The 16,842-nt window shown below is 74.6% G+C and carries 9 protein-coding genes; 3 read left to right on the top strand and 6 right to left on the bottom strand.

The window, feature by feature from the left end:
* Positions 1 to 32: 32 nt before the first annotated feature.
* From ACWIX7_RS20920 to ACWIX7_RS20910, 3 genes are read right to left on the bottom strand one after another with little or no spacing between them, the layout of a single operon-like run.
* Positions 33 to 1,916 carry a hydantoinase B/oxoprolinase family protein gene (locus ACWIX7_RS20920; RefSeq protein ID WP_448618330.1) on the bottom strand — a complete coding sequence of 628 codons (1,884 nt, stop codon included), beginning with the start codon at positions 1,914 to 1,916 and terminating at the stop codon, positions 33 to 35.
* A gap of 3 nt (positions 1,917 to 1,919) precedes the next feature.
* Positions 1,920 to 4,004, bottom strand: coding sequence for a hydantoinase/oxoprolinase family protein (locus ACWIX7_RS20915; RefSeq protein WP_448618329.1), 2,085 nt, complete (start codon positions 4,002 to 4,004; stop codon positions 1,920 to 1,922).
* Positions 4,001 to 4,693 (bottom strand): GntR family transcriptional regulator, encoded by a 693-nt coding sequence (locus ACWIX7_RS20910; RefSeq protein WP_448618328.1) that lies wholly within the window; start codon positions 4,691 to 4,693, stop codon positions 4,001 to 4,003. Before ACWIX7_RS20910 ends, ACWIX7_RS20915 begins: the two co-directional genes overlap by 4 nt.
* Positions 4,694 to 4,932: 239 nt before the next feature.
* Here ACWIX7_RS20910 and ACWIX7_RS20905 point away from each other — a divergent pair, with 239 nt between their 5' ends.
* Both ACWIX7_RS20905 and ACWIX7_RS20900 read left to right on the top strand, forming a co-directional pair.
* Positions 4,933 to 5,358 carry a nuclear transport factor 2 family protein gene (locus ACWIX7_RS20905; RefSeq protein WP_448618327.1) on the top strand — a complete coding sequence of 142 codons (426 nt, stop codon included), beginning with the start codon at positions 4,933 to 4,935 and terminating at the stop codon, positions 5,356 to 5,358.
* A 37-nt stretch (positions 5,359 to 5,395) separates the two neighbouring features.
* Positions 5,396 to 6,286, top strand: coding sequence for an isocitrate lyase/PEP mutase family protein (locus tag ACWIX7_RS20900; protein WP_448618326.1), 891 nt, complete (start codon positions 5,396 to 5,398; stop codon positions 6,284 to 6,286).
* A 268-nt stretch (positions 6,287 to 6,554) separates the two neighbouring features.
* Here ACWIX7_RS20900 and ACWIX7_RS20895 read toward each other — a convergent pair whose 3' ends face one another.
* From ACWIX7_RS20895 to ACWIX7_RS20885, 3 genes are all read right to left on the bottom strand, one after another.
* Positions 6,555 to 7,349, bottom strand: a complete 795-nt coding sequence (locus ACWIX7_RS20895) for an enoyl-CoA hydratase/isomerase family protein (RefSeq protein WP_448618325.1) — start codon at positions 7,347 to 7,349, stop codon at positions 6,555 to 6,557.
* A 12-nt stretch (positions 7,350 to 7,361) separates the two neighbouring features.
* A complete protein-coding gene (locus tag ACWIX7_RS20890; protein ID WP_448618324.1) occupies positions 7,362 to 9,686 on the bottom strand; it encodes a transketolase-like TK C-terminal-containing protein in 2,325 nt (774 codons plus the stop codon).
* A gap of 189 nt (positions 9,687 to 9,875) precedes the next feature.
* Positions 9,876 to 10,325: a hypothetical protein gene (locus tag ACWIX7_RS20885; RefSeq protein ID WP_448618323.1), complete on the bottom strand. Its 450-nt coding sequence runs from the start codon at positions 10,323 to 10,325 to the stop codon at positions 9,876 to 9,878.
* A 382-nt stretch (positions 10,326 to 10,707) separates the two neighbouring features.
* Between ACWIX7_RS20885 and ACWIX7_RS20880 the strand changes: the two genes are divergently transcribed.
* On the top strand, positions 10,708 to 16,773 hold the full coding sequence (locus ACWIX7_RS20880; RefSeq protein WP_448618322.1) for a DUF4011 domain-containing protein: 6,066 nt from the start codon (positions 10,708 to 10,710) through the stop codon (positions 16,771 to 16,773).
* Positions 16,774 to 16,842 lie beyond the last annotated feature (69 nt).

Raw genomic sequence — 16,842 nt, 5'->3', positions numbered from 1 at the left:
GCGAGATGGCGCGATCTCGACGGGGACGGGCATCAGACCCACACCGGGCGCCGCGGTGCGGGGAGGCCGGTCTCCTCCTCGCAGCGGGCCAGCAGCTCCTCGATCGGCGGCCCCATGTCGAAGACCGGCAGCTCGGCCGGCCGGTCGGCCCGCATCTGGTCGCGCACCCGCTCGGTGGCCTCGGCGTCGACGACGAAGGAGCCGCTGCCGTCCTCGGTCACGCAGACCCCGTACCGCTCGGCGCCCCGGACCGTCACCAGCCCGCGGCGCACCTCGAGCGCCACCAACTCGGGGTCGCGCTCGAGCGGGTCGCCCCACCCGCCGCCACCCCAGGTGACGAAGTGGAGGACGTCACCGGGCGACACGGGCACCCCGTGGCACTTCGAGGGCAGCACCTCGCGGGTGCCGTCGGCCCGGTCGATCCACTTGCGGCCGCGGGCGCCGGGGTGCCCGCCGTTCACGCCCCACGGGTAGGTCAGCCAGCGGTCGTCGTGGATGGCGATCTCGCCGGACTCCTCGAAGACGTAGGCCACGTCGACGCCGTTGCCGCCGCGGTGCAGACCGGGGCCGCCGGTGTCGGGGACGGTCTCCCACTTCTCGATCCGCAGCGGGTAGTAGGACTCCAGGTACTCGCAGGGGATGTTGACGAAGCTCGGCCACAGCGAGTGCCCGTCGGGGCCGTCGCCGAGCGGCCGACCGGGGATGCCGCCGAAGCCGATCGAGTAGAGCTGGAACCACTCCCCCTTCCGCTCGCCCTGCGAGTAGTGCCCGGAGTACATGAAGTGCGGCGAGGAGGAGAACCCGGCGGCGTTCAGCAGCGCCGGGTTGGTCTGCCCGAGCAGCCCGCCGAACAGGTCGAAGACCCGGCCGATGCCGTGGTTGCGCCCCGACAGAGCGGCCGGGAACTTCGGCTTCCAGTAGGAGCCGTCCGGGATGGTGACGTCGACCAGCGGGTAGAAGCCGTCGTTCCAGAGGATCTGCGGGTCGGCGACGGTGATCATGTAGATCCCGAAGAACATCCGGGTCAGGTTCTCGTTGATGTAGTAGTTGATCGGCCCCACCGCCTGCGGGGACGAGCCGGTGAAGTCGATGTGCACCTTGTCGCCGGTGCGGGTCAGCGACATCTTCAGCTCGTACGGCCCGTTCCCGACGCCGTCGTCGCAGATGTAGTCGGTGAACGAGAGCGTGCGCCCCTCCTCGAACACCATCGACAGCAACACCTTCATGGCGTCGTGGTTGCGCTGCAGCAGCGCGTCGAGCGCCGACAGGTAGGTGTCGGTGCCGAACCGGTCGCACATCTCGACCACCCGGCGCGACGCCGTGCGGCAGGCCGCGACCAGGCCGTTGAGGTCGGCGCGGTTCCAGTCGGGCTTGCGGACCTGGTTGAGGATGATCCGCAGCGCGTCCTCGTTCGGGACCCCCTTCTTGTAGAGCTTGAAGGGCGGGATGACCACCCCCTCCTCGTAGATGGTGGTCGCGTCCGTGGGCATGGACGACGGCGTCTTGCCGCCGACGTCGGACATGTGGCCGAACATCGACGCCCAGCCGACGATGCGGCCCTCGTGGAAGATCGGGACGACGACCAGCCAGTCGTTGGCGTGGCTGATGGCGGCGCCGCAGGAGTAGGGGTCCGACGTCAGCAGGACGTCGCCCTCCTCGATGGTGCCGTCGAAGCCCTCGAGGAAGTCGGGGATGGAGAGGCCGAACTGGCCGACGACCATCTTCCCGCTGGGGTCGCCGATGAGCGGGAACTCGTCGTGCTGCTCGCGGATGCCCGGGGACAGCGCGGTGCGGAACAGCACCTCGTCCATCTCGTACCGGGCGTTGCGCAAGCCGTTCTCGATGAGGTCGAGGGTCACCGGGTCGACGTCGACCCGCTCGACGACGCCGGTCGCGGTCTCGAGGATCCGTGCCACGTCTCAGACCTCCACCGGGTTGATGAGCAGGCTGCCCGAGAGGTGCACGGCGGCCGCGTGCCCGGGCAGGACGAGGGTCGTGGAGTCCATCTCGGTGACGATCGCCGGACCGGTCACCACGTCGCCGGCACGCAGCCGCGCCCGGTCGTAGACCGACGCGGTCACCTGGTCCCCGCCGACGTGGATCGGGTGCTCGGTGACCAGCGCGCCCTTCGGGTCACCGTCCCCCGGCTCGAGGTGCACGGGCGCGACGTCCGGGCGCGGGCCGGTGACGGTGGCACGGGCGTTGACCAGCTCGTGGTCGACGTCGAGGAGGAACGAGAAGAGCCGGTCGTGCTCGGCGTCGAAGGCCTCCCCCAGCTTCGTCAGGGCGTCCGTGCTGCCCCCATCCGTCCCACCGTCGCCCGCCAGCCAGGCCGGGTCGACGGTCACCGGGATCTCGAAGCCCTGACCGTGGTAGCGGACGTCGACCTGGTAGCCGACCGTCTGCTCCTCCCGCGGCAACCCCTGGGCGGCCAGCCGCCCGCCGGCGTCGTCGGCGAGCTCGCGCAGGACCTGTGCCAGCTCGGCACCGGTCAGCTGGCCGAACCGGCGCAGCACGGTGCGGGCGGACTCGTCGCGGCGGCTGGTGGTGGCGTCGCCCAGTGCGCACAGCAGCCCCGGGCCGGGCGGGACGATCACGGGCCACGCCCCGGTGAGCCTCCCGAGCGCGTTGGCGTGCAGCGGGCCGGCGCCGCCGAAGGCGACGAGGGCGAAGTCGCGCGGGTCGAAGCCCTGCTGCACCGACACCAGGCGCAGGCCGCCGAGCATGTTCTCGTTGACGATGTCGACGATGCCGGCGGCCGCGGCCTCCGGGGAGTCCAGCCCCATCGCCTCGGCGACCTTGCCCACCGCGGCCCGCGACGCCTCGACGTCCAGGGTGATCTCCCCGCCGGCCAGCGACGAGGGCAGGTAGCCGAGGACGACGTTGGCGTCGGTGACGGTGGGCTCCACCCCGCCCTTGCCGTAGGCAGCCGGCCCGGGGTCGGCGCCGGCCGACTGGGGGCCCACCCGCAGGGCCCGGGTCAGCTCGGGCACGTGCGCGATCGAGCCGCCGCCGGCGCCGACGGTCCGGACGTCGACGCTCGAGGCCCGCACCGACAGGTCGCCGACCTTGGTCTCCCGGCCGATCCGCGGGTCGAGGTCGCGGACCAGTGCGACGTCGGTCGAGGTGCCGCCCATGTCGAAGGTGATCAGGTCGCGGTGGCCGCACTGCTCGGCCACCCACACCGCGCCGGTGACCCCGCCGGCCGGGCCGGACAGCAGCATGGTCACCGGAGCGGCGACCGCGGCATCGGCCGACTGCAGCCCGCCGTCGCTGCGCAGGATGGACAGCTCGCCGGTCACCCCGCCCTGGCGCAGGCCGGACGACAGGTGCTGCACGTAGCGGGCCACCTGCGGCTGGACGTACCCGTTGGCGACGGTGGTGAGCGTCCGCTCGTACTCGCGCAGCTCGGGCAGGACGTCGGAGGAGAGCGACACCGGGACGCCGGGCAGCACCTCGGCCGCGATCGCGCCGATCCGCTGCTCGTGCGCGGGGTCGGCGAAGGAGTTGACCAGCGAGACGGCGAGGGCCTGCACGCCCCGGCTGGCCAGCCGCTGCAGCTGCTGCCGGACGTCGCCCTCGTCGAGCGGGCGCACCACCGAGCCGTTGCTGGCGATCCGCTCGTCGACCTCGACGGTGTTCTCCAGGTCGGCCAGCGGCTCGGGCTTGGGCCAGATGATCCAGCCGGCCAGTCCGCCGGGCACGAATGAGCGCGCGATCTGCAGCACCTGCCGGAAGCCCCTGGTGGTGAGCAGCCCGACGGTGGCGCCCTTGCCCTCGAGGATGGCGTTGGTCGCGACGGTGGTGCCGTGCAGCACCTGGGCGACCTCGCTCATCGCGATGCCGGCGTCGGCGCAGACCTTCTCGATGCCGTGCAGCACCCCGACGGCCTGGTCGGCCGGCGTCGACGCGGTCTTGGCCCGCCAGGTGGCCCCGCTGTCCTCGTCGACGAGCAGGACGTCGGTGAAGGTGCCCCCGACGTCGACTCCGAGCCGGTAACTCATGCGGACTCCTCTTCTCGGGCTGCCTGCTCTGCGATCTGCACACGGGCCGCCCGCACCATCACGGCGCGGGCGTTGGCGATGTGCGAGGTCATGACCGCACGGGCCCACTCGGGGTCACCCGCGCGGAGGGCGGCGACGATCTCGCTGTGGTGGGCGAGGCTGCGGCGCAGCGACGCCTCGTCGTAGGTGAGGAAGTTGCGGCGCACGATGGGCGGGTGGATCGCCGCAGCCAGCGCGGTGGCCAAGGTGGGGTGCGCGGCGAGGGCGACGAGCCGGTCGTGGAAATCGCGGTTGAGCGGGACCAGCGCATCGAGGTCCTGCCCCGGTCCGGGGGTGCCGACCTCGCGCATGCGCCGCGCGAGGTCGTCCAGCTCCTCGACGTCGGTCGGCGTGGCGTTCGGGACGGCGTGCGCGGTCAGCTGCGGCTCGAGGACCGCGCGCAGGTCGAAGACGCCCTCGAGCTCGGCGACGGTCCAGGTGGCGACGCGCGCGCCGCGGTTGGGCACGACCTCGACCAGCCCCTCGGCGGCCAGCCGGGACAGGGCCTCGCGCACCGGCGTCCGGCTGACCCCCAGCCGCTCGGCGAGCTCGACCTCACCGAGGCGGGCGCCGGGGGCCAGCTCGCCGCCCATGATCAGGTCGCGCAGGGTCGCCAGCACCCGTTCCGCGGACGTCAGGGTACGTGGCACAGGTCACACCTCCCGTACGATTGCATGCAACCTAGGGCTGATGCCGGTGCGGCACAAGAGGGTGCAGGCGGACGGCCTCGGGTCGACATCATGCTTGCGCGGCTCGTCACCCCGGGTACAGACTGCTCGCCGCCGAGGCACCCGCGGCCGGGCGTTGTATGCAACCGGCCGCGTCGGCGTCGTGACACCGGCAGTCCGGCCGGATCGCCCGGCCGACCTCCGAGGAACGAGGACAGGTCATGGTCTCTGCAACGCTCACGCGTCCGGCCGACCAGGTCGCGACCTACGGCTACCTGGTGAACCTCGTCGAGCGCTACTTCTCCTGCGTCGACGACAACGACCTGGACGGAGTGCTCGACTGCTTCACGGAGGACGCCGTCCTCACGATCCAGTCGGCCCACTCGACGCACACCGGTCGTGACGGTGAGCTGCGCCAGATGTACGAGGACCTGTTCGCGACCTACCGGCCGCGCATGCGGCACATCCACTTCACGCACGTGGCGGACCCGGCGAACAACCGGATCACCTCGCAGTTCACCGTCGAGCTGACCGACGTGGAGGGCACCGAGGTCACGCTCACCAACTGCAACTTCTTCTACCTGGAGGGGCTGCGGTTCCGGCGGGTCTTCGTCTACATGAGCGACGGCGTCAACGTCCTGCACTGACCGTCCCGCGGGGCTGGACACGAACGAGGAGGCCCACGTGGGAGACCTACTGGGAGGCGGCCGCGCACCGCGGGCCCGGCTGCGTGAACTGCTCGCGGCGCCCGCGCCGCTCGTGGCGCCGGGCGCCTACGACGCGCTGTCGGCCCGGCTGGTGGAGCAGGCCGGCTTCGACGCCGTCTACATGACCGGCTTCGGGACGACGGCCTCGCTCATCGGCCGGCCGGACGTCGGGCTGCTCAGCGGCGCGGAGATGGTCGACAACGCCCGCCGGATCGCCACGGCGGTCGACGTCCCGGTCATCGCCGACGCCGATACCGGGTACGGCAACGCGCTCAACGTCGTCCGCACCGTGCAGCTCTACGAGCAGGCCGGCGTAGCCGGCATCCAGCTCGAGGACCAGGTCATGCCCAAGAAGTGCGGCCACATGAGCGGCAAGGCGCTGATCGGGGCCGACGAGATGGTCGGCAAGGTGCACGCTGCCGCCGCCGCCCGGAGCGACCCCGACCTGGTGCTCGTCGCGCGCACCGACGCGGTGGCGGTCAGCGGGGTGGAGGACGCGCTGGTCCGGGCCCGGGCCTACGCCGACGCCGGCGCGGACCTGCTCTTCGTGGAAGCGCCCACGAGCGAGGCCGACATCGAGCGGATCGCCGGGGAGCTCGCGGGCGTCGCGCCCCTGGTCTTCAACTGGGCCGAGGGCGGGCGCACGCCCCCGCTGTCCCTGGCGCGGATGACCGAGCTCGGCTTCGCGCTGGTGATCTACCCGATCGGCACCCTGCTGGCCGCGACGGCCGGGATGCGCTCGCTGCTGGCGGGGCTCCGCCGCGACGGCACCCCCTCGCTCGACGGGCTGCCGGCGTTCGAGGAGTTCACCGACCTCATCGGGCTGCCCGAGGTGCAGGACCTGGAGCGTCGCTTCGGCACCGCCTGACCCGCCGCCGCACGGCTCGGACACCCTGCGCCCACCTCTGCTCGCCCTCGTGAGCAGGAGCCGAGCCGGGCTCGGTCTCCAGCTCGCCGATCCACAGCGCGAAGCGGGCGGCGTGCACTGATCCGGGCACGGACCGTCCCGGCCGCGCCTCCCACCCCAGCCGTCCCACTCTCTCCGGGAAGCTCCCCCCTGCCCACGGTGCAGGGCAGGGGGAGAGCTTCCGGGGAGGACCGTGCTCCGGCTCCCGACCGCGGGCGGACGGAGCGGGTCAGCGCCCGGTCCACCGCGGTGCGCGCTTCTCGCGCTGCGCGGCGATGCCCTCCTTGCGGTCCTCGGACAGGTACGGGTTCGGGCCGACGTCCAGCCGCAGCGCCTGCCACAGCGGCAGCTCCAGGCCCTTGACCGCCGTCGCCTTCATGCGGCGCACCGAGAGCGGGGCGTTCGCGGCGATCGCGTCGGCCAGCCCGAGCGCGGTGGGCAGCACGTCGTCCGCCGGCACGAGGCGGTTGACCAGCCCCCACCGCTCGGCGACCTCGCTGGTCACGTACTCGCCGGTGTAGAGCAGTTCCAGGGCGATGCCCATGGGGATCCGCTTGGGCAGGACGACGGAGCCGAAGTTGGCGCCCATGCCGATCTTCGCCTCGGGCAGCCCCATGCGGACGCCGGGGGCGGCGACCCGCAGGTCGCAGGCCAGCGCCAGCTCGAACCCGCCGGCCACGGCGGCACCGGCGATCGCCGCGACCACCGGCACCGGCACCTCGGTCACCACCTCGAACAGCGCGCGGGTGGGCCGGTCCATGGGCGGGCGGAACCGCTCGCCACGGCGGTCCAGCTGGCGGATCTCGTCGAGGTCGAACCCGGCGCAGAACGCCGGCCCGTTGGCCGCGAGGACGACCGCGCGGACGTCGCCGTCCTCCCCGCAGCGCAGCAGCTCCTCGACCAGGTCGGCCTGCAGCGCGCTGGACAGCGCGTTGCGGCGCTCGGGCCGGTCCAGGGTGAGCACCCGGACGTGCCCGCGCTCCTCGACGACGAGTCCGGACTCCCGGCGCTGTGCATCAGCCATGCCGGAAGCCTCTCAGTCGACCAGGTCCAGGGCGGCCCCGACGATCGAGTCGACGTCGAGGCCGTGGTGCCGGTAGACGCTCTCGAGGTCGCCGCTCTGCCCGAAGGCCGTGACACCCAGGTGGGTGGCCGGCACGCCGCGGACGCCGGCCAGGAACGCCAGCGTGTGCGGGTGCCCGTCCAGGACGGTGACCAACGGCGCCGCCCGCTCCGCCGGGAACACGCTGTCGAGCACCCAGCCGGAGGCCTCGTCGAGGCCGCGACGGCCCTGCAGCGCCCGGAACAGCAGGCCGGGGCTGGTCACGCACACCACGTCGGCCCCGAGACCCAGTGCCTCCAGGCGCCCGGCGGCGGCGAGAGCCTCGGGCACCAGGGCACCCATGGCTGCGAGGGTCACCACCGGCCGGGCGGACCGGCGCAGCGGGTAGGCACCGGCGACGACCTGCCTGCGGCGCCGCTCCCGGGCGGCCGGATCGGCCGGGACGGCGGCCAGGGCCTGGTCCACCGGTCGGGTGGACAGCCGCAGGTACGCCGAGGACCCGCCGGGCCGGCCCAGCTGGGACAGCGCGGCGAGCAGGCACCACTCGGTGTCGAGGGCGAACGCCGGCTCGTAGCTGGTGCAGCCGGGTTGCTCCAGCCCGACCGACGGCGTGGTGATCGACTGGTGCGCGCCGCCCTCGGGCGCCAGCGTCACGCCCGACGGCGTCCCGACGAGGATCGACTGCCCGCCCGCGTAGATGCCGAACGACCACGGCTCCAGCGCCCGCTCGACGAACGGGTCGTAGAGCACGCCGATGGGCAGCAGCGGCTGCCCCCAGCGGCTCCAGGTCGCGCCGAGCTCGCCGATGGCGCCGACCAGGTTGGTCTCGGCGATGCCCAGCTCGATGTGCTGGCCGGAGGGGCGCTCGCGCCAGTGCAGGATCGTCTCGGCGTCGTCGGCGAACCAGTTCCGCCTGTCCTCGTGCGACCAGACGCCGACCTTGTTCACCCAGCCGCCGAGGTTGGTCGAGGAGCTGACGTCGGGGCTGACCGTGACCACCCGCCGGCCCACCTCGGGCGCGGCGCGGTTGAGGTCGAGCAGGGTGCGGCCCAGCGCCGCCTGCGTGGTCGCCGTCCCCGCCGGCGTGCGGCCCAGGTCGGGAGGCACCGGCGGGGTGGCCTGCGCCTCGTACGACCGGCGGCGCAGCCGCTGGGCCGCGTCGCGCAGCAGCCGGGCCGCGTCGCCGTCGGCGGGCAGGCCCGCCCACGGGTCGGCGGGGTCGGCGCCCACCCGGGCGGCGAGCTCGTGCAGCTGCGCCTCGGTCAGCAGGGCGGAGTGGTTCTGCGGGTGGCCCTCGGTGGCCAGCCCGTACCCCTTGAGCGTGTAGGCGAGGACCACCGTCGGGCGGGTGTCGTCGATCTGCGCGAAGGCGGCGCGGAGGGCGGCGGGGTCGTGCCCGCCGAGGTTGCGCACCGCGGCGCGCAGGGCGGCGTCCGGCAGGTCGGCGACCAGCGCGGCGATCTCGGTCGCGCCCGGGCCCTCCCCCGGCAGCAGCCGGCGCAGGTCGGCGGGGTCGTGACGCAGCAGCCGCTGGTACTCGGGGTTGGACATCGCGTCGATCCGGTCGCGCAGCGCCCCGCCGCCGGGCCGGGCGAACAGCTCCTCGAGCAGCCGGCCGTACTTGACGGTGAGCACCTGCCAGCCGGCCGCGGCGAACATGCCCTGCAGCCGGGTCGCGCCCATCATCGGGACGACGCGGTCCAGCGACTGCCGGTTGAGGTCGACGACCCACACCACCTCGCCGAGCTCGGCGACCATCGGGTCGAGCACGGCCTCCCACACCGCGCCCTCGTCGAGCTCGGCGTCCCCGACCAGCGACCACTGCCGGCCGGTGCCGCCGGCGCCGAGCTGGGTGTTGACGTAGCGGCGGGCGATGGCGCCCCAGATCGGCGCGGTCGCCCCGATGCCGACGCTGCCGGTCGAGTAGTCGGCCGGGACCGGGTCCTTGAGCCGGCTGGGGTAGCTCTGCAGGCCGCCGAACTCGCGCAGCGTCGTCAGGTACGAGGCGTCGAGCTGGCCGAGCAGGTACTCCAGCGCGTGCAGCACCGGGGAGGCGTGCGGCTTGACCGAGACCCGGTCCTCGGCCTGCAGCTGCTCGAGCCACAGCGAGGTCATGATCGTGACCATCGAGGCGCTGGAGGCCTGGTGCCCGCCGACCTTGAGCCCGCCCGGGTTCGGGCGCACCCGGTTGGCGTGGTCGACGATCGCGGTCGCCAGCCAGAGGACGCGGTCCTCGATCTGGCGCAGGGCCCGGTCGCTGCCGGTGTCGCTGCCCGCCGGGGTGGCCGTGAGGCTCATGCCTTCCTCGCTCCTGGGTGTCGCCGGGACGGTCGCCGGGCCCGCGCACCGGCGCCAGCAGACGATCACGGACGGCGGCGCCGCACAATCCGCGAGGGACCGCCACGCGCCCGTGCCCTGCCGACCATGTGCAGCTGGGGCGCGTCTCGGCCACGAGACGCGCCCCAGCTGCACATCACCGGGGCTGGCTCAGGGGCACGACTCCTCACGCTTCACGACGCCGAGGTCGATCACCCCCTCGGCGTCCCCGGTCACCTGCTGACCGACCGGGATGTTCTGCGTGCACACCACCCAGTTGGAGTCGAGGACCTGGTTGCGCATCCCCAGGAGGTCGTGGGAGCGACTCAGGAAGACACCGTTGCCCTGGATGAGGTTCTGCGCGGTCTGCAGGTCGAGCCCCACGAGATCCGGCATGGCGAAGTCGACGACGGGGGCGGTGGCCGTGGCCGGGGCCGGGGCCGGCGACGGGACCGGGGCGGGTGTCTCGGTCACCGTCACCGTCACCGGCGCAGGTGTGGGAGCGACGGCAACCGGGCTCGGCGCCGACGAGGAGGTGGACGCCGTCGCACTCGTCGACGCCTCCCCCGTCTCGCCCCCGGCGTTGCCGATGCCCACGCCGACCACCAGTGCTCCGGCCACCGCCCACACCGCCGGACGCTTGTGGAGGGGCTTCCTGGCGGGCGCCGACGGGAGGGGGGCAGTGGCGAACTGGCCCGGTGGGTCGTACGGCGGTCGGGTCATGAGGTCCTCCGGGGTGGGGCGACGGTCTGGCCGCACGGCCAGGACGGGCGGCCCGGCGCTGCTGGGATCGGGCCCGCCGGGGGCCGTCTCGGCACGCGACCCCGGCGTCGTGACCCTCCGCAGGGGCACCCGGCCGGCCCTCCTGCAGGGTCCCGCCGCGAGCGTGCGAGCGATGGGGGGCAGGAGGGTCCTTCTTCAGTCGCGGCACGCCCGTCACACCCGTCCCAGACGCCTCGGCGACCTGAGGGACCGTTCCGTCCGGACCGGTAGACAGGACGCCATGAGCACCACGCACGTCCGGCCCTCCGGCCCCGGCACCCGGCCGGCCGTCGCGATCCAGGTGACCTCGACGCCGGTGCTCAGCTACGCGCTGGCCCACAACCGCGTCCCGGTCGTCTCCCGCCTGGCGTTCACCAACCACGGCGGCGCGGTGCACGGCGCGACCGTGCGGCTGGGCGTGCGCGACGCGGAGGGCCCGATCGGCAGCCCCGTCGAGCTGCTCGTCGACCTCGACGCCGGCCAGACCACGGTGCTCAGCGACGTCGGCCTGGTCATGGACCCCGCCGCGATGCTGCAGATCGAGGAGCAGCGGCCCGGCTCGATCGAGATCGACCTGCTCGTGGACGGCGAGGACGTCGGCGGCACCGCCGTCCCGGTGCAGGTGCTGGCGGCCAACCAGTGGCTGGCCGCCCCCGTGCCGCTGGCGCTGGAGATGCTCGCGGCGCACGTGCTGCCCAACCACCCGTCGGTGACCACGCTGATCGGCGAGGCCGCCGACCTGCTCGAGGCGCGCACCGGCAGCGGGTCGGTGCAGGGCTACCAGTCCGGCCCCGAGCGGGTCGACGAGATCGTCGCCGCGCTCACCGAGGCGATGCAGCGCCGCGCCATCCGCTACACCGAGCCCCCGGCCTCCTGGGCCGACGTCGGGCAGAAGGTGCGCACTCCCGGGGACGTCCTCGACGGGCGGGTCGGCACCTGCCTGGACACCGTCGTCACGCTGGCCGCCGCGCTGGAGCAGGCGGGCATCCGGCCGCTGCTGTGGGTGGCCGAGGGCGTCGGCGGCGGGGTGGGGACGGGACACGCGTTCCTCGGCTACTGGCGCGAGGAGCGCAGCGCCGAGAGCGTCGCCACCACCGACGTCGCACCGCTGGTCAACCTCGTCGACCTCGGGCTGATCCGGCTGGTCGAGACCACGCTGCTCACCAGCCGCGGCTCGGCCGGCGCCGACCTGCACGCCCCCGCCTACAGCGCCTGGCTGGCCGGCGCCGGCGACCTCGACCGGGTCCTGGGCGTCACCGACGTCCACCGCGCCCGGCGCGACGGCATCGTGCCGCTGCCGGCCCGCACCCGCGGCCGGGACGGCGCGGTGCAGGTCGTCGAGTACCGGCCGGCGGTGCACAGCGTCCCGGCCCGGCCGGTCGAGCGGGCGCCGGGGGCGGGCGGGTCATCGGCACAGCCGGGCCGCCCCGAGATCCCGGCCCGCGTGCAGCAGTGGAAGAACAGCCTGCTGGACCTCTCGCTGCGCAACCGGCTGATCAACTACAGCGAGCGGGCCGGCCTGCCGCTGACCGTGCCGGCGTCCCACCTGGGAGTGCTGGAGGACCTGCTGCACAGCGGCACCGCCGTCCAGCTGCTGCCCGACGACCGGATCGCCGCCGTGCACCGCGAGCGGGGCCTGGCGACCGCGCGCGACCTGCCCGACGCGCAGCTGGCCGAGGTGCTCGTCGAGCGCCGCGCGGTGCACGCCCAGGTCAGCGAGGGCGGCTACCTGCCGCGGCTGCGCAACCTGGCCTACAAGGCCAAGACGGTGCGCGAGGAGACCGGCGCCAACAACCTGTACCTGGCCCTCGGCAGCCTGGTGTGGGAACTCGACGGCCGGCCGCTGCGCTCCCCGCTGGTGCTGGTGCCGGTCACCCTCACCCCGACCAGCCGCAACGGCGTCTACCGGCTGGCGCTCGACGACACCGGGTCGAGCACCCCGAACCACTGCCTGCTGGAGAAGCTGCGGCAGGTGCACGGCCTCGCCGTCCCGGGGTTGACCGAGCCCGGCGAGGACGGCGCGGGCATCGACCTGGACCGGTCGCTGCAGGCGATGCGCCAGGCGCTGGCCGACGCGGGGCTGCCGCACCGGGTCGAGGCCACCGCCGACCTCGCCGTCCTGCAGTTCGCCAAGTACCGGCTCTGGAAGGACCTCGACGAGCACTGGGCCGACCTCACCGCCAACCCGCTGGTGCACCACCTCGTGCACCGGCCCACGGAGGCGTTCGTCGACCCGGTCCCCGACACCGCGGACGCCACCGACCTCGACGAGCTGGCCGCCGCGTGCCCGGTGCCCGCCGACGCCTCGCAGCTGCGCGCGGTCGCCGAGGCCGCCGCCGGCCGCACCTTCGTGCTCGAGGGCCCGCCCGGCACCGGCAAGTCGCAGACGATCACCAACCTGCTCACCCGCGCGGTCGCCGACGGCAAGAGGGTGCTGTTCGTCGCCGAGAAGCGCGCGGCGCTGGACGTCGTCGCGCGGCGGCTCGAGGCCGTCGGCATGGGCCCCTTCGTGCTCGACCTGCACGACAAGGGGGCCAAGGCCGCAGGAGTGCGCGCCCAGGTGCAGGCCGCACTGGAGCACGCGGTCACCGTCGACGCCGAGGGCCTGACCGCCGACTCCGACGACCTGCGCTCGGCCCGCCGCACCCTGGCCCGCTACGCCGAGCGGTTGCACGCGGAGAACGCCGCCGGGCTGTCGTACTACACGGCACGGACGGCGACGCTGGCCCGGCGGGACGGCGTCCCGAGCCTGCCGGTCTCGCCCGCGTTCGTGGCCGCCGCCTCGGCCGAGACGCTCACCGCGGTGCGCCGAGCACTGGCGCTGCTGCCCGACATCGCCGACCTGGTGCGCCCCTCGCCGCGGCACGCGTGGGCGTTCGTGGACACCGCGCAGGTCGACCTGCTCGCCGCCCAGCAGACCGCCGCCGCCGTCGACCAGGCCGTCCGCGACCTGCCCAGCGAGCCGCACCTGGCCCGGGTGCTGCGCGAGGTCCGCACGCCCGCGGACCTCGACGCGCTGGCCCACCTGCTCTGCGGCCCGGCGACGACGCTCGACGTCCTCGACGAGGTGCCCACCGAGCGCTGGAACGTGGCGACGACGACCGTGCTGAGCGAGGTCGCGGCGTTCTCCGGCGCCGTCCACCCCGGGATGGAGCTGGCCACCCCGGCCGCGCTGGAGCTGCCCCTGGCCGACCTCTACGTCGCCGCGCAGACCGCGCAAGCCGGCCGCTTCCTGGCCCGCCGCGCGGGGCTGCGGGCCGTCCGCGACCGGCTGCAGCCGGTGCTGCGTCCGGGCGTGCAGGTCAAGCTCGGCGACGTCCCGGAGCTGACCGCGCAGCTGTGGCGGCTGCAGACGGCCGCGCAGGGCATCGTCGCCCGCGCGTCGGTGATCCCCGGCCTGGTCGTGCCGCCCAGCTGGAACCCGCTGGCCGAGCCGGAGCTGCTGGTCGGCCAGGTCGAGTGGCTGGAGCGGGCCGGCTCCGCCACCGACAGCGCCAGCGAGTTCGCCGTCGCGCTGCGCCGATGGGTCGTGCAGGGCGAGGGCCCCGACCCGGCCGCCGGCGCCGCCGTCGCCCGGCTGCGCGACGCGGTCACCGCGCTGCTGAGGGTGTGCCGCAGCAACGCGCGGCGGCTGGCCGAGTGGGCCGGCGACGACGGCCTGGTGCTGCGCTGGCAGATGACCCGGCCCGAGCGCGGCGTCGAGCACACCGGGCTGATGTCGCTGCGCCGCTGGGCCGATCTGGTCGACACCCTCGAGCCGCTTCGCGCCGCCGGTCTGCACGAGGCGCGGGCGCTGCTGGTCACCGGCGAGCTGCCCGCCGAGGACGCCGTCCGGGCCTTCGAGCGCGGCCTGGCGCGCGCCTCGGTCACCGAGCGCCGCGACGCCGCCGGCCTCGACGACTTCGACGCCGACGCGCACGAGCGGGCGATCACCCGGTTCACCGCCGCCTCCCGGGCGGTGCGCGCACACCTGCGCTCGGTACTGCCCGCTTCGTTGCTCGAGGCCCGGTCCTTGGACGCCGTCGGCGGCGAGGGCGAGGTCGGCGCGCTGCAGCGAGGGCTGGCCGAGCCCCGCCGCGGGCTGGGCGTGCGCGCGCTGCTGGCCCGCCACGGCCGGCTGGTCACCACCGCGATGCCGTGCGTACTGGTCAGCCCGGACTCGGTGGCCCGGTTCTTCCCCGCGCAGGCAGGTCTGTTCGACCTGGTGGTCTTCGACGAGGCCTCGCAGATCCGGGTGGCCGACGCGGTCGGCGCGCTGGGCCGGGCCAGGGCGGCGGTCGTCGTGGGCGACAGCCGGCAGATGCCGCCGACGTCGTTCGCCGAGCCGACCTACGGCGTCGCGGAGGACGACGCGGTCGAGCTGCTGGGCACCTCGGTCGAGGACGAGGAGTCGATCCTCTCCGAGTGCGTGCAGGCGCGGGTGCCGCGGCAGTGGCTGTCCTGGCACTACCGCAGCCAGGACGAGTCGCTCATCGCGTTCAGCAACGCCAACTACTACGACAACCGGCTCTCGTCGTTCCCCGCGCCGACTCACGGCCGGCCCTCGGCGGACGTCGACGGCCGCGGCATCTCGCTGGTCCGGGTCAACGGCACCTTCCACCGCACCGGCGCCGGCCGGCTGCTGCGCACCAACCCGATGGAGGCCAAGGCGGTCGTGGCCGAGGTGCGCCGCCGGTTCGACGCCTCGCCGGACGTGGTGCCCTCGATCGGCGTGGTCACCTTCAACGCCCAGCAGCGCGCCTACATCGAGGGCCTGCTGCGCGACGCCAGCGACGAGCGGCTGGTCGAGGCGCTGGACCGCACCGACGGCGAGGGTCTGTTCGTCAAGAACCTGGAGAACGTGCAGGGCGACGAGCGCGACGTCGTGCTGTTCTCCACCGGCTTCAGCGTCGACGACCGCGGCGTGCTGCCGCTGAACTTCGGCCCGCTCAACCGGGTCGGCGGTGAGCGGCGGCTCAACGTGGCGGTCACCCGCGCCCGCCGGCAGGTCGTCGTCGTCTCCTCCTTCGACCCGTCGCAGCTGCGCGCCGAGCAGACCTCGTCGGTCGGCGTGAAGCACCTGCGGGCCTACCTCGACCTGGCCGCGCTCGGCACCGACGCGCTGCCGCGTGAGGCCCGGCCGGTCGCCGTCCCGGACCGGCACCGCGAGGAGATCGCCGCGGCGCTGCGCGACCGGGGCCTGAGCGTGCGCACCGACGTCGGCCTCTCGGAGTTCCGCGTCGACCTGTCGGTGGCCCGGAACGGGACGCCGGACGAGCCGGTGGTGGCCGTGCTGCTCGACGGCCCGGCGTGGGCCCGGCGGCGCACCGTCGGCGACCGCGACGGCCTTCCGGTCGAGGTGCTGTCGGGGATGCTCGGCTGGCCCGCCGTCGAGCGGGTCTGGCTGCCGACCTGGCTGCGTGACCGCGAGGCCGTGCTCGACCGGCTGGTCGCCGCCGTCGCGGCGGTACCGGTCCCCGCGCCGGCGGCGGTGGCGGCTGTCCCCGTCGTGGTGGCGGACCCGGAGCCGGCTGCCGTCGTCCCGCCGTTGCCCGCGCCCGCCGAGCCGCCGGCGCCCGAGGTCCGCACGGTGGTGCCGCTGCGGGCCGCGCCGTCGGCGGTCGTGGAGAGCGTGGCGGCCGCGCCCGAACCCGTGGTGGCCGAGCCCGGAGCCGCGCCGGAGCCCGTCCCGGCGGTCCCCGCGGAACCCGCCGTCGAGGCCACGACCACCCCGCGGCCGGCCCGGCGGGCGTCGCGGAAGCCCACCGCTCCGCTGCTGGAGGGCGAGACGGCGTTCTCGCCCTGGACCCCGAGGGGCGGCCTGGAACGCAAGGCGCTCGACTCGCTGGACGACCCGCGGGCCGCCCGCACCGTGCGACGGGTGCTGACCGCCGGGCTCAGGGCCGAGGGCCCGGTGCACCGCGACCGGCTGGTGCGGATCGCGGCGGGCGCCTTCGGGCTGTCCCGGGTCAGCGAGGCCCGCCGCGACGCGCTGCTGCGGTTGCTGCCCGACGGCGTCGTCGACGGCGACTTCGCCTGGCCCGAGTCGCTGGACCGTGCCGGCTGGACCGGTTTCCGGCGGCAGGCGGCCGCCGCGGACCGGCCGCTGGAGCACGTCGCGCCGGAGGAGGTCGGCAACGCCATGGCCGCGCTGTGCCTGGCGGCGGGCGAGCTGGCCGAGGACGAGCTGTTCGTGCGCACCGCCGAGGTCTTCGGCTACCGCCGCCGGACGCCGTCCTTGATCCCGCTGCTGCAGGCCGCGCTGACCCGCGCCCTGGACGCCGGCCGGCTGGTGCGGCAGGAGTCCGGCGTCCTCACCGCCGGCTGACCGCACCTGCCCTGCTGCAGGAGGCCGAGGTCCTTCGATCCGGCAGGACGAGGTGCAGGTCGGGCCGGT

It is taken from the genome of Geodermatophilus sp. URMC 65, assembly GCF_053502545.1.
This window is presented reverse-complemented; position numbering and strand designations above follow the sequence as displayed.